General features: G+C 72.1%; 9 protein-coding genes. 6 read left to right on the plus strand and 3 right to left on the minus strand.

The window, feature by feature from the left end; translation table 11 throughout:
- From ODJ79_RS31955 to ODJ79_RS31970, 4 genes are all read left to right on the plus strand, one after another.
- Complete coding sequence (locus tag ODJ79_RS31955; protein ID WP_263027410.1) at positions 1 to 924, plus strand: type II secretion system F family protein; 924 nt, start codon at positions 1 to 3, stop codon at positions 922 to 924.
- A gap of 42 nt (positions 925 to 966) precedes the next feature.
- Positions 967 to 1,392 (plus strand): response regulator transcription factor, encoded by a 426-nt coding sequence (locus tag ODJ79_RS31960; protein WP_263027344.1) that lies wholly within the window; start codon positions 967 to 969, stop codon positions 1,390 to 1,392.
- A gap of 110 nt (positions 1,393 to 1,502) precedes the next feature.
- Positions 1,503 to 3,182, plus strand: coding sequence for a S8 family serine peptidase (locus ODJ79_RS31965; protein ID WP_263027345.1), 1,680 nt, complete (start codon positions 1,503 to 1,505; stop codon positions 3,180 to 3,182).
- Positions 3,179 to 5,428, plus strand: coding sequence for a sensor histidine kinase (locus ODJ79_RS31970; protein WP_263027346.1), 2,250 nt, complete (start codon positions 3,179 to 3,181; stop codon positions 5,426 to 5,428). Before ODJ79_RS31965 ends, ODJ79_RS31970 begins: the two co-directional genes overlap by 4 nt.
- A gap of 183 nt (positions 5,429 to 5,611) precedes the next feature.
- On the opposite strand, the gene ODJ79_RS31975 is transcribed toward ODJ79_RS31970, so the two are convergent.
- Together ODJ79_RS31975 and thpR are read right to left on the minus strand one after the other, a co-directional pair.
- Positions 5,612 to 6,604 carry a serine hydrolase gene (locus ODJ79_RS31975; RefSeq protein WP_263027347.1) on the minus strand — a complete coding sequence of 331 codons (993 nt, stop codon included), beginning with the start codon at positions 6,602 to 6,604 and terminating at the stop codon, positions 5,612 to 5,614.
- 369 nt (positions 6,605 to 6,973) lie between these two features.
- On the minus strand, positions 6,974 to 7,555 hold the full coding sequence (gene thpR / locus ODJ79_RS31980; protein WP_263027348.1) for an RNA 2',3'-cyclic phosphodiesterase: 582 nt from the start codon (positions 7,553 to 7,555) through the stop codon (positions 6,974 to 6,976).
- A 478-nt stretch (positions 7,556 to 8,033) separates the two neighbouring features.
- Between thpR and ODJ79_RS31985 the strand changes: the two genes are divergently transcribed.
- Entirely contained in the window at positions 8,034 to 8,639 is a 606-nt protein-coding gene (locus ODJ79_RS31985; protein WP_263027349.1) for a DUF6518 family protein, read from the plus strand.
- A gap of 246 nt (positions 8,640 to 8,885) precedes the next feature.
- On the opposite strand, the gene ODJ79_RS31990 is transcribed toward ODJ79_RS31985, so the two are convergent.
- On the minus strand, positions 8,886 to 10,562 hold the full coding sequence (locus tag ODJ79_RS31990; protein ID WP_263027350.1) for a sensor domain-containing diguanylate cyclase: 1,677 nt from the start codon (positions 10,560 to 10,562) through the stop codon (positions 8,886 to 8,888).
- A 74-nt stretch (positions 10,563 to 10,636) separates the two neighbouring features.
- Between ODJ79_RS31990 and ODJ79_RS31995 the strand changes: the two genes are divergently transcribed.
- Positions 10,637 to 13,705 (plus strand): amidohydrolase family protein, encoded by a 3,069-nt coding sequence (locus ODJ79_RS31995; RefSeq protein WP_263027351.1) that lies wholly within the window; start codon positions 10,637 to 10,639, stop codon positions 13,703 to 13,705.
- Positions 13,706 to 13,836: the final 131 nt, after the last annotated feature.

The following is a 13,836-nucleotide window of genomic DNA, read 5'->3' on the forward strand; positions in this document are numbered from 1 at the left end:
ATGCCACCGTCGATGGTGCTCGGGCTCGGGCTGGTCGCGCTGATCGGCGCGGCCGTCGTACTGGCGCTGGCGTTCACCGAAGCCCGCGAGGGCGCCGGGGTCGCCCGGCTGCTGGACTCGCTGCCCCGGCCCGCCGCCGCGACGTTCGTCGCCCCCCGGGACCGGCCGCTCGCCGAACGGATCGGCGCGCCGCTGACCCGCCGGCTGGGCCGGCTCGGCACGCTGCTGACGCCGAGCGGCGCCATCGCCCGCCTGCAACGCCACCTCGACTACGCGGGCAATCCGCCGTCGATGTCGCTGGCCCGGCTCGTGCCGCTCAAGGGGGTCACCCTCGCGGTCGGCGGGCTGGTCGGGGCGGGTTTCGGCGGCCTGCTCGGCGCGGGCGGCGGTGCGCTGCTCGGCGGGGCGCTCGGCGCGGCCGGCGGCTTCTTCGCGCCCGACCTGATGGTCTACAACCTGGCGCTGAAGCGGCAGAAGGAACTGCTGCTGTCCATGCCGGACGTGCTGGACACGCTGGTCATCAGCGTGGAGGCGGGCCTGGCGTTCGACGCGGCGATGGCGCAGGTCGCCCAGAACGTCCGTACGCCGCTGGCGCGGGAGCTGCTGCGCGTGCTGCAGGAGATGCAGCTCGGCGTGAGCCGGGCCGCGGCGTTGCGGGCGCTGGCCGAGCGGACCACGGTGCCGGAGCTGCGTACCTTCGTCACCGCGGTGGTGCAGGCCGGTGAGCTGGGCATCCCCATCGCCGGGGTGCTGCGCGAGCATGCCCGCGAGATGCGGGTCAAGCGCCGCCAGCGGGCCGAGGAACTGGCCCAGAAGGTACCCATCAAGATCTTGTTCCCGGTGCTGTTCTGCCTCTTCCCGGCCCTGTTCGTGGTGATCCTCGGGCCCGGCGTACTGCAGATCATCCACGCGTTCGCCCGCTGAGGCCCCCCGACATCGACAACCCCGGCAGATCAGGAGAAGGACATGGCGAAGGTTCTGGTGGTCGACGACGATCCGGCGATCTGCCGGCTGCTCATGGACGTTCTGGAGCTGGACGGCCACGAGGTGCACGTCGCCATCGACGGCGCACACGGCGTCCAGGCGTACATGGCGCTGCGCCCGGACTTCGTGGTGCTGGACGTCATGATGCCGCGCCTCGACGGATACGGGGTCCTGCGCGAGATCCGGGCGATGGAGACGGCGCGGGTGCCGGTGCTGCTGCTCACCGCGCTGCCGGACTGCTCGTCGCGCGGCCGGGCCAGTGGGGCGGACTACTTCCTGGCCAAGCCGTTCACCGCGGACGAGGTGCTGTACCTCATCGACGGGGTGCTCGGGCACAACACCCCGATCGCGGAGGTCCAGGCGGCCGTCGACTACGCGCGCGGCCAGGGCTACTCCGGCCAAGCGTGAGATCAAGTTCTGCTCAGGTACCCCCCGGTCACGCCGATGGTCTTCGACGCATCGGAGTCTGCACACGAGCCGATGTGTACGGGAACCGCTGACAAGTGAGGTGCGATCCCATGAGACCGATCAACCCGGTGGGTCCCGCCGCATACACCGCCGCCTCCCGGCGGGGGCTCGCCGCCGTCGCGGCGGCCGCCCTGGCGTTGGCCGGTGTGCCGGCCGCCGCCTCCGTGCAGCCGGCCGGTGAGTCCTGGCGCGAGGTTGTGGTGACCGGGCTGGGCGCCGAGCAGGCGGCCCGCGCGGTCGAGGCGGTCGGCGGGCGGGTGCTCAGTTCCCTGCCGATCATCCGCGGTGTCGCGGCCCGGCTGCCGATCGGCAGCTCGCTCGATCCGGAGTGGAGCGTTGCGCCGCAACGCGCCCTCACCATCGCCGCCGCGACGTCCGACGACGCCGGCACCGCCACCACGGTGCGGCAGATGCTCGGCCTGCCCGCGTCCGGCACCGAAGGGCGCGGGGTGACCGTCGCGGTCGTCGACACCGGCATCGCGAACGTCGGCGACCTCGCGGGCCGCGTGACCCACCGGGTCGACCTCACCGGCACCGGCGGCGGGGACGGCTACGGACACGGCACGTTCATGGCGGGCCTGATCGCCGCGTCCGGCGCCGCGTCGGACGGCGCCTACCGGGGGGTGGCGCCCGGCGCCGAACTCGCCGACGTCAAGGTCGCCGACGCGCAGGGGCGTACCGACCTGGTCACCGTGCTGCGGGGGCTGCAGTGGGTCAGCGACCACTGCAAGGACGTGCAGGTCCTCAACCTGTCGTTGTCGTCGCGCAGCCCGTTGCCGTACCAGCTCGACCCGCTGAACCAGGCGCTGGAATCGTTGTGGCGCCACGGCGTCACGGTGGTCGTGCCCGCGGGCAACGACGGCCCGGACATCGGTACGGTGACCTCGCCGGGCAACGACCCGCTGCTGCTCACCACCGGCGGCCTGGACACCTCGGGCACGACCGGTCGCGCCGACGACGTGGTAGCGGCCTGGTCCGGCCGGGGCCCGACGTGGCAGGGCGACGCCAAGCCGGAGCTGGTCGCCCCGGGCAGCCGGATCGTGAGCCTGCGCTCGCCGGGCAGCGTGATCGACACGGGCAATCCGCAGGCGCGGATCGGCGACGGCTACTTCCGGGGCTCGGGCACCTCGATGGCCACCGCGGTAACCTCCGGGCTGATCGCGGCGACCCTGGCCGTGCAGCCCCGGCTGAACCCCGACGCGGTGAAGAACCTGCTGGTCAGCAACACGTACGTCAATCACGCGCTGACCGCGGCGGCGGGTGCGGGGGCGGGCGGCCTCGACGCCGGACGGGTGCTGGCCGCGGCCCCCGGCTGGCCGACCGGAAAGGCGCAGAAGGGCTACGACGACGACACCGACACGCTGCGCCGCGACGCGAAGCGGTGGTCCGCGCTCGCCGCGGCCATCGCGGCCGGTGACCGGGCCGCGGCCACCCGGGAGTGGAATGCGCTGACCCCGCCCTCGCGGGACTGGGCCGCCCGTGCCTGGGCGACACTCGACCCCGCGGCCCGTGCCTGGGCCGCCCGGGCGTGGGCCGCCAACGGCTGGTCCGGTGCCGGCGACGACTGGGTGGCGCGCGCCTGGGCCGCACGGGCCTGGGCGACCCGGACCTGGACGGACGACGACTGGGCTGCCCGGGCGCGGGCCTGGGCAGGCGACGAGTGGGCGGCCAGGGCGTGGGCGGGCGACGACTGGGCCGCACGGTCCTGGGCCTGGCTGCCCCCGTCGTGAGCGCCTCGGCACAGCGTGCCGGCCTTCCCCGGCTCACCCGGGCGGCCGCCGCGCTGCACGCGCAGGTCCGCGACCCGATCCTCCGCCGGGTCGCCGCCGTGGGGCTGCTCGGCGCGATCCTGGCGGCCCTCGTCGTCGCGCTGGCCGGAAACCGCGAGGTGCTGCACGGCATCACCGTGCCCACCGCGCTGCTGCTGCCCGGGCTGGCGCTGCTCACCTGCCTGGCCGAGGTCACGGTCGTGCGGCTGCGCCACGGCGAGGCCGTGGAGGAGCTGAGCCTCTACGAGGCCGCGCTCGTCATCGACGTCCTGCTGCTGCCGCCGCGCCAGGCGCTGCTGGCAGCGGCGGCCGGTCTCGTCGCGGCCAGCGTGGTGCAGCGGCGCCCGCCGGTCAAGGCAGCCTTCAACCTCGGCACGTACACGGCGGCGGTGTCCGTGCTCGTCCTCACCGTGCACCTGGCCGGTGGCTCGCCCGGCACGGTGACACCCCGCGTCCTGGCCGCCGTGGTGGCCGGCACGTTCGCCTTCACCGCGGTGAACCTGTGCTGCCTGGCGCAGGTGCTCGGGCTGATCAACGGCCTGTCCCCGTGGGCGGTGGTGCGGGCCGAGGCCCGGTTGTCGGCCTACATGGCGTTGGGCACCGTCGCCACCGGGCTCACCACGACCGTGATCGCGCTGCACGCCCCGCTGCTGCTGCCGTTCATGGCGATGCCGGCCCTCGCGGTGACGTACGCGTACCGGGCCGCGGCCCGCGAGGCCGACGAACGGGCCCGCTCGGCCTGCCTGCTGCGGCTGTCGCACGCGCTGGCCGAACGCGAGGACGTGGAACGCCGGTTCCTGCTGCTCGTGCGGGAGGCGTTCGACGCCGAACTGGCGCTCATTCTGCCGGCCGGCCAGGAGCAGGCGCTGTCGGTCGCGGCCGCGGAACCCGCCGTGGTGCACCGCGGCGCCGTGCCGTCCTGGCTGGGAGCGGCCCGCGACGCCGACGGCCCGGTGCAGTCGAGTGAGCACGTCGCGTCGGGCCTGCGGCACGTGGTCGTGGTGCCGGTGGCGGCCGGCGGTCGCCGGTTCGGCACCGCGGCGTTCGTCTCCCGCACGCGCCGCCGGATGTCCACCGGGGACGTCACGCTGCTGGCTTCGCTGGCCAACGCGCTGGCGGTGTCGCTGCGCGGTGCGCAGCACCTCGACCGCCTGGTGGAGGAGACCAGCAAACTGCAGGCGGTGGTGGAGCAGTCCGCGGAGGGCATCATGGTGGTCGACGCCGACTCGCTCGTACAGATGTGGAATCCCGCTCTGGAGGCCCTCACTCGGGTGCCGGCGGCCGAGGCGCTCGGCCGGCCGATGGCGCAGCTGTTCGACGCGCCCGCACAGCACGAGACCGGATCGCTGATGCCCGTGTCGCCGGACGCGCCCCGGGCGGCGTCGGAGCTGACCATCCAGCATCCGGACGGCGAGCAGCGCCGGATCCGGATGGCCCACTCGGCCACCTTCGCGGCCGGCCGGCTCACCCGCGACGTGATCGTCATCAGCGACCTCACCCTCCAGTACCGCACCGAGCGGCTGAAGTCCGACTTCATCGCCATGGTGTCGCACGAGCTGCGGACCCCGTTGACGCCGATCGTGGGCTACGTCGACCTGCTGCGCAAACGTGGCGACCGGATGACCCCGGAGAAGCGCTCGGACGCGCTGGAACTCATCGGGGACCGCGCGGCGCACCTGTCCCGGCTGGTGGAGGACCTGCTGCTGGCGTCGCGCTTCGGTGACGGGGAGGAGATCGCGCTCGACGTCTCCGGCGCCAGCCACGATCTGCGGGCACTCGCCGCCCAGGTCGCGCAGGACCTCGGCTCGCCGCGGGTCGTGGTGACCGCGCCGGAGGAGCCCGTGGCGGCATACTGCGACGGCGGCCGGACGCTGCAGGTGCTGGCGAACCTGATCGGCAACGGGCTCAAGTACTCCGCCGAGGACGCCACGGTCGAGGTCACCGTGCGCGCCACCGCCGAGGCCGTGCACGTCGACGTGCGCGACCACGGCCGGGGTATCCCCGCCGACTCGCTGGAGCGGGTGTTCGAGAAGTTCTACCGGGTCGAGGACCCGATGACCATGAGTACGAGCGGCACCGGCATCGGACTGTTCCTGGCCCGGCGCCTGGCCCAGGCGATGGGCGGTGACGTCACCGTCGCGTCGACGCTGGACGTCGGCTCCGTCTTCACGCTGTCGCTGGCGCCGCCCGTACCGGTCGGAGCGTGAACGCGGACACCAGCGTCCGCAGTTCCCCGGCCATCGTGGCCAGGTCGGTGGCCGCGCCCTGGGAGCGGTTGACCCCTCGGCGGTGGAGTTCGCCGCGGCCGCGACGTCCGCGATGGTGGCGCTGATCTCCTCGCTGGCGGTCGACGCGTCAGCGGAGGCGGGCGGGTGAGCGTCGGACCGGGGTCAGCCGCCGTTGACGGGGACGAAGGGCCGCAGCCGTTCGGCGCGGGCGGCCTGGATCGCGGTCGCCGACGGGGCGCCGGCCGGGAGGTTGTCCATCATGGCGCGGCCCAGTTTCGCGTGCGCCTGGACGGCCGGGTGGGTGGAGCCGTAGTTGTCCTGATCACCCAGCGCCTCGGCGAACATCGCGTAAGTGAGCTTGGGCAGGCCGTCCGGGCCGAACATGATGCCTGCCTCGTGACGGGACGCGCCCAGCGTGTTGAAGTCGGCACCGTACTTGGTCGCTACCCGGCTACGCTCCTCGGAGGACATCACGCGGCGGACGCCGTCCATGTAGCCGTTGATCCACCGGGTGATGCTCAGCAGGAACGTGCACGACGCCGGCGACAGCAGTGTCTTGGTCGCCAGCCGCCACAGCAGGTCATGCATCTCCCGCGGCGTCGTGGTGCCCAGGTAGAACCGGTTCGGGTTGGCCACCGGCTGGACGCGAGTGTAGGTGAAGCCCTTCGCGGCCAGGATCTCGTTGATCTCGGCGGCCGGAACGACCCGGCCGCACATGCGGACCGCTGTGTTGTCGGAGACCAGGAGCATCGCGGTCAGGAAGTTCGCGATGGTGATCTCGTCGCCCCACACGGTGTGCAGGAAGTAGATGCCGCTGCCGCCGAGGATGATGTCGGCGGGCAGGTCGAGCTTCTGGCCGAGCTGCAGCTCGCCACGATCGATCTTGTCCATCACCGCGGTCGCCACCGCGAGCTTCTGGACGCTGTAGCCCTGCGTCACGTGGTCGATGTCGTCCTCGACGATCGGCATCGGCACGCCGGTCGCGTCCACCCCGGCGATGTGCGTATGCCAGGTGCCGCCCGCTTTGGTCTTCTCCCGCTGGTACGTTGCCTCGATGCAGGCCGGTCCGCTCATCGCGGCCTCGGCCGGCCGGCCGATCGCGAGCGCAGCCGTGGCGGCGCCCAGCCCGAGTGCGGTACGGCGTGAAAACTGCATGGACATGTGACTCCCCCGTCAGCAGCGCGAACATTGGCGGGAGTCAACCTATCCGATGGGATCAAGCAACCATATGACGACCAATCGCTCGATCCCGTCATCGACCGTGGTGGCCGTCCTCACCCATCCGGAAAGGCGACGGCGCGCAGTGCCCTCGTCGGACAGTCGCCAGCCGAGGAAAAGTATGTCGCCGTCCGGCGACCGAGACATCGCGGGCACCCGCCGGGCCACTGTCGTCGGTCAGCAAGTATCTGCCGGGCGGTGGGTGCGTTGGGTTCGCGCGCTGCAGCCCGGCTGACTCTGGTGCAGTGGGCTGGGGTGCACGGCTTCCAAGTGCTGGTTCGCCAGGTGCCGGAAGGGCTCTGGACTTCAGTCCAGCGGCCAGGCGCCGAGGTGCTCGTACCGTGGTGTCGGGCCGAGATGGCTGCGGACCAGGACCATGGTCTTGACCCGCCACGCCGGCCCCCGGTACCCGGCCAGTTCGGCCCGGTCCGCCTCCACCTCGGCGGGGGCCAGGCGGTCGCCGGGGCGGGCCACGGTCAGGTGCGGGTTGAACCTTCTGTCGTCGAACGGGAGCCGGTCCCGCTTCAGTTCCCGGCGCACCCGCCGGGACAGCGACGTCAGGGCGTCCCGGTCGCCGTCCACACCCACCCACAGCACGGTGTACCGGCCGCGTCCGAACCTGCCGCCGCCGGCAAGGCGTAGTTGCGGCGCGGCGGAGCCCGCGGTGCGCCAGCCGTCGGCTACCCGCTGGAGCGTTCCGGGGACGTCCCCGGCGCGGTCATCGGGGACCTCGCCCAGGAACGCCAGGGTGACGTGCCAGGTCTCCCGGCGCGCCAGCCGGGTGTTGACGCCGTTGCTCGCCGCCGCGGTGACCTTGAGCTGTTCCAGCCGTAGTCCCAGGTCGTCGCAGACCTCGGGCGGCGGGTAGGCGGCAACGAACAACCTCATGGGCTGCACCCTAATAAGAGCTCCGAACTCGATCAGGTAAGCCAGTATGGCCTGAGTTCGGGCTGGTCGTGTTCGTTCTCTACACCGGCATCCGCTGGGAGTGGCTACTATGCCGCTGCGGCGTTCGTGCCGCCGAGTACGGTCGGGCCCGGACTCGCCTCCTTCGTGCTGCGGGTCGCCGACCGGAGTGCCTGGGTAGCGGTCGCCGAAGCCGCGTGGCTAGTTGACCAAAGACGAGGCACGCTCCGACGTGCGACCCGGGAGCGTTGTGGTCGTGACTGAAGGCCCCAACGTGGTCGCCCAAGTTCCGTGGTCTGTACCGTCCTCGGCAAGCGTGCCCCGGGTCGATCTCCCGCCCGCCCTGTTGCCGTGGCGGTCGAGGTCCGTTCCGGTCTCCGTCGTTTGGCCGGGTGACGCCCTCCTGGTACCGGTCTCGTGGTGGATCCCCGTGGGCCGGCCACCTTCGTAGCATCGGCGGGTGAAGGTCAACAACAGCGTGGCGCTGATCGCTCCTGGTGCCGGGATCGTTCTCGGCGTCCTCGATTTCGTCTGGATCGCATATGTGCCATCGCCGTTCGGCGGGCTCGGGAACTCCATCGCGGTCTGGGCCGTGGCGGCGTTCCTGCTGACGCTGAGCTCCCGGTGGGATTTGCCGCGTGCCGCGGTCGCGGCGGCGGTGTTCCTGGTCGTGGCGGTGCCGAGCTACTACGTGGCGGCCGCACTGATCCAGCACGACGATTGGTCGATCATCTACTCGGGGCCGGCGCTGCTATGGATGGGCTTCGGCGTGCTCGCGGGCGTCGTCTTCGGCGCCGGGGGTGTGCTCGCGCGGACCCCGACGCGCTGGCAGGCCCCGGCGTTCGCGCTACCGGCCGCGGTTCTGGCGGCCGAGGCCGTGCTCCAGCTGAGCCGTCCGGGCAAGTCCACCGCAAGCCTCGGCTACGCGGCCGTGCTGCTGATCCTGGCCGTGGCGGTCACGCTGGTGGTGGCCCCGAGCTGGCGGACGCGCGGGCTGGCCCTGGCCTACGCGCTGCCCCTGACCGCTGTCGGCTACCTGATGCTTCTGGCCGGCGGATTCCGCTGACCCGACCGGCCCCGTCGGTACCCGGTGCGCAGAGGGCGTGCACTCGCCTCGCACCGCCTCCAGTCAGCCGGGATTCCCGGCAGCCCAGGATTCACGAACGCGTTCGCGGTGTTGCGGTTACCACCGGGCGGCATCGGCCCACCGGCGTCACGTTGAGTGACTGCGCCCAGTCGTCGACGAAAAACGCTTCGCCGTCGTCCTGGCGGCAACGCACCGCCATGCTGCGCAGCGCATCAAGCCTCGGCGTCAGATCGACCGGCTGAGGCGCCGGGATTCGTACACTTGGGGGCCGGTGTGGTGGCGTTTGGCGTGGTACATCGCCGAGTCGGCGCACCGCAGCAGGTCGCGTGCGTTCTTGGCGTGCTCCGGGTAGAGAGCGATGCCCACGCTCGCGCCGATCCGCACTGGCTCGCCGTCGAGGGAGAAGGGCCGACCGAGAAGCTCGTAGACGCGTGCCGCGACCGCCTCGGCCACGGCTGGGGTGCCCGCGACCAGAATCGCGAACTCGTCGCCGCCCAGGCGAGCCACCGTGTCGGCGTCGCCGATCAGGCCGCGTAGCCGCCGAGCCACCTGATCGAGGAGCAGGTCGCCCGCTTCATGGCCCAGTCGATCGTTGACGCCCTTGAATCCGTTCAGATCGAGCAGCAGCAACGCCCCGGACCCTCGGCCGTCCCCGGCGACGAGCCGGTCCAGCTGGTCCATGAGCATGGTCCGGTTGGGCAGGCCCGTCAGCCCGTCATGGAAGGCGTGGTGGGTCATCTCGGCCAGGTGGCTCCGCTCGGCCTGGCGCAGCCGCGCGCCGTCCACGACCAGTGCGCCCTGCAGGGCCAGGTGCCGGGCCATCTCACGATCCGCGGCCGACCACTTCCGTATCTCGGTGTGATCGCCACACATCGCCATACCCACGATGCCGGAGGCCGACAGCAACGGCATCGCCAGGTACGAGCGGATCTCGAGCGTTTGCGCGAAGCCGCCGGCGCGTACCGCGGACTCTTTCACGTCCTGGACGAGCACCGGGCCGCCGGTCTCCTCCGCGCTGCGCCACACCGGCGAGTCCCGGGCGAACTTGCCCACGAGCGATCGCGACAGCGCCTGGCTCATCTGCGCGGTGACGCCGACGCCGACGGTGTAGCGGATACGTCCGTTCTCATCGACGAGGTGCACGCCGGCCCGCTCGGTGCCGAACAGGTCCGCAGTGACCTGGGCCAGAATCGTACCGGCTTCTTCGACGCTGGTGGCGACCGAGCCTTCCTCGAACAGGCGCCGCATGGCCGCCCCCGCGTTGGTCAGGAACTCGCGTTCGCGGTCCTGCTCCAGCGCGTACAGTTCGTCCGCGAGGTAAAGCGCGAGCGCCACCGCGACGTCGGATCGCAGGCGCTCCAGGCGGGACCCGGTGAGAATCAGCGCGCCCAGGGTCCGCCCGCGACGCCGCAGCGCTAGCGCGCCCGGTGCCGGCGACGGCGACGGCGTGGGGGACAGCTGCGCGGCGGCGATGTCTTGCCGGTCGGAGGCGGCACCCCAGGTCGCGAGTGGTACGGCATCCCCGTCCCCGTCCGCGACGTAGAGCGTGGCGGCCACGAGCCCACAATCTTCGCGCAGTTGCCGGCCGACCACCTCGAGAACGCGCTGAATCGGAAGATGTTCGCCGGCGAGCACGGTGGCCAGGTCGAGCAACAGACCGCTCTGTGCATCGCCGCCGATAGTCATGTTGTTGTCGTCGGCATTGGCCGGCCGGGACCAAGCACCCTGCGGCAGCGCAACCCGAGTGCACCGGTCCGGAAACCCTGACCAGTTCGTGTGAAGCGCAGGAGTGGTCGGTGTCGTACCCGGCCGCGACCAGGCTGATCGAACTTGGCGCTGGTGGCCTCGCACCGACAGGAAGGCCTCCGGTGCACGGATTTGCCACTGATGGTTGCCGGACACTCCCGCGACGCCGCGGCCGAGCCGACCAGCCGTGGGGAATTGCGGACTTCCATGCATGGGTGTCTATTAGTTGGATGGCCGTCAGCAGACGTGAATTCCTCGCCGGCGTTGCCGGCACCACCGTGCTCGGCCCGCGGGCGTCGCGCGCCGCGGCCGCCGGCATCCGCCGGACTGGCGCCAACCAGGGCACCAACCTTGCGGTACGCCTGTCGCCGGATGCACGCCGGATCGCCATGGACCTGGTCGGCGTGCTGTGGGTGCTGCCGGCCTCGGGCGGGGCGGCGCGGCGGCTGACCGGCGATCTGTTCGACATCGCGCAGCCGGACTGGTCGCCGGACGGCCGCACGATCGCCTTCCAGTCGTACCGGACCGGCTCCTTCGACCTGTGGCTGATCCGCCCGGACGGTTCGGGCCTGCGGCGGCTCACCTCGGGCCCGTACGATCACCGCGAGCCGCGCTTCGCGCCCGCGGGTGACCGGCTGGCCTTCTCGGCGGACCACTCCGGCACGTACGGCATCCACCTGCTGGACCTGGCCTCCGGGCAGGTCACCGCCGTCGCCGACACCGCCGAGCAGGAGTACGAGCCGGCCTGGTCGCCGGACGGCCGGCGGATCGCGTTCGTGGTCGCCAACACCCGGATCGACGTCGTCGACCTGGCCACCGGCGGCCGCAGCACCGCGGTCACCGTGCCGGCCGGCCAGGTCATCCACGGTCCGGAGTGGACGCCGGACGGGTCCGGGCTGGTCTACCAGCTCACCGTCGAGGGGCGCAGCGAGCTGTGGCTCGACGGCAAACCCGCGGTGACCGGGGAGGAGGTGTTCCCGTTCCGGGTCTCCTGGACTCCCGCGGGGGAGATCGTCTACGCGGCCGACGGCGACATCCGTCGGCGACGGATCGGCGCGCCGCCCACCAAGATCGGCTTCTTCGCGGCACTGGCGCTCACGACCCCGCGGTACCGCAAGCGTCGCCGCGACTTCGAATCGCGCACGCCCCGGCCGGTACTAGGAATCGGCAGCCCGGTGCTGTCGCCGGACGGCCGGTCGGTCGCGTTCCGGGCGCTCAACGACATCTGGACCATGCGCATCGGTCAACCGCCCCGGCCGCTCACCCGCGACCAATGGTGGAAGTCCGACCCGGCGTGGTCGCCGGACGGCCGCTACCTGTCGTACTCGACCGACCGCGGCGGCAAGCTGGACATCTGGGTGCGCGACCTGACCACCGGCGCCGACCGGCAACTGACCGCGGTGCCCAACGCGGCGCTGTCCGGTAGCTGGTCCGCGGACGGCGCTCGCCTGGCGTTCCTGGACCAGACCGGCGCGCTGTACACGGTCGAGGTCGCCACCGGCGCGGTCCGGCAGTTGTTCACGGCCACCTTCGAACCCGGCCGGCCGAGCTGGTCGGCAGACGGCCGGACCATCGCGCTCGCCGCGGTGGTGCCCTATTCGGCCCGCTTCCGGGAAGGGCTCAGCAAGATCCTTCTGGTCGACACGGCCACCGGCGCCGGCCGCTACGCCGACCCGCTGCCGCACCGGTCGATCCAGACCCGGGGCGACGACGGCCCGGTCTGGTCACCGGACGGCCGGAGGCTGGCGTTCGTGCTGGCCAGCGTTCTGTGGGTGGTGGACGTCCGACCCGATGGCCAGTACCTCGGCACGCCCCGGCAGATCACCCATGAGGTGACCGACGCGCCGAGTTGGAGCGGTGACTCCACCCGGCTGCTCTACCTGCACGACGGTGTGTTGCGGATGGTCTCCGCGGACGGCGGCCCGCCGCAGGCCGTTCCGATGCCGTTGACCTGGGCCAACACCGCGCCGCGCGGCCGCATCGTCATCCACGCCGGCCGGATCTGGGACGGCGTGCGCCGGGACCTGGCCCAAGACGTGGACATCGTGGTCGAGGGCCGCCGCATCACCGAGGTCGCGCCGCACCGGCCCGGACGCGACGGCCGGCCGGTGGATGCGCGGGACGCGGTGGTCGCGCCGGGACTGATCGACATGCACCATCACCGGGAGATGCAGGGATACGCGTACGGCGCCCGGCAGGGTCCGCTGTGGTTGTCGCTGGGTGTCACCACCACGCGGTCACCCGGCAGCCCGGCGTACCACATGGTCGAGGAGCGGGAATCGGTCCAGTCCGGCGCCCGCGTCGGGCCCCGGTACTTCGCCACCGGCGAGGCGATCGACGGCTCGCGGATCTTCTACAACTTCATGCGACCCACGTACGAGCCGGGGCAGCTCGCGCTCGAGCTGGAACGCGCCGGGGCGCTCGACTACGACCTGATGAAGGCGTACGTCCGGTTGGCGCCCGAACGGCAGCGGCAGGTCATCGCGTGGGCGCACCGGCACGGCGTCCACGCCACCTCGCACTACCACTATCCGGCCCTGGCGTTCGGCGGCGACGGCCAGGAACACGTCGGCGCGACCAGCCGGTTCGGCTACTCCCGTACGGTCACCGCGCTCGGCGCCGTCTACTCCGACGTGGCCGAGATCTTCACGGCCACCGGCGCGTCGCGGACGCCCACGTTGTTCCTGGCGGTCACGCTGCTGGCCGAGGACGACAGCCTGCTGACCGACGTGCGCGTGCGCACCCTTTACCCCGCCTGGGAGTACGCGAACTTGCAGGCGGCGGCGGCCACCGCGCGCAACACCGACCAGACCGTCAACCGGCAGAACCTGGCCCGGCAGGTGGCGCACCTGATCCGGCTGATCCGCGGCGGCGCCCGGGTGATCAACGGCACCGACTCGCCGATCTCCCCCAACGCGGTCAGCACGCATCTGAACCTGCGCGCCATGGTCGCGTACGGGATGACACCGTACGACGCGCTGAGCACCGCGACCCGCGTCCCCGGCGAATTCCTCGGCGAACCGCTCGGCCGGATCGCCCCCGGCCACTACGCGGACCTGGTGGTGCTGGGCGGCGATCCGCTGACGGACATCAAACAGGCGGCCAACGTGCGGCGGGTGATGGCCGGTGGCGTGCTGCACACCGTGGAACAGCTCCTCGAACCGTTCCGCACCGCCACGCCGGCCGTCGCGGCGAGCCCGATCCTGCCGTCGCCGGACGCGCATCCGGCGAACGACGGGTACTGGTGGCACGACCCGCACTACGTCGAGGAAAGCCGGCACGCCTGCTGCGACGACTGAGCGGCCCGTCGCGCGGCCGGCTTCCACAGGGTGTGCCGATGCGACCGACTTGAGCTGCTTGTGCAGGCCCTCGCTGGCCGAGACGGTGGCCTTGCCGTGGCCGAGGCCGCGATGGCCGGGGATGCCACCGC

The organism is Actinoplanes sp. KI2, from assembly GCF_025630775.1.
Taxonomy (GTDB): Bacteria; Actinomycetota; Actinomycetes; order Mycobacteriales; family Micromonosporaceae; genus Actinoplanes.

Bases quoted from the DNA above. Each gene is read 5' to 3' on its own strand.
- ODJ79_RS31955 (WP_263027410.1), top strand. From the start codon at position 1: ATGCCACCGTCGATGGTGCTCGGGCTCGGGCTGGTCGCGCTGATCGGC.
- ODJ79_RS31960 (WP_263027344.1), top strand. From the start codon at position 967: ATGGCGAAGGTTCTGGTGGTCGACGACGATCCGGCGATCTGCCGGCTG.
- ODJ79_RS31965 (WP_263027345.1), top strand. From the start codon at position 1,503: ATGAGACCGATCAACCCGGTGGGTCCCGCCGCATACACCGCCGCCTCC.
- ODJ79_RS31975 (WP_263027347.1), bottom strand. From the start codon at position 6,604: ATGCAGTTTTCACGCCGTACCGCACTCGGGCTGGGCGCCGCCACGGCT.
- thpR (WP_263027348.1), bottom strand. From the start codon at position 7,555: ATGAGGTTGTTCGTTGCCGCCTACCCGCCGCCCGAGGTCTGCGACGAC.
- ODJ79_RS31995 (WP_263027351.1), top strand. From the start codon at position 10,637: ATGGCCGTCAGCAGACGTGAATTCCTCGCCGGCGTTGCCGGCACCACC.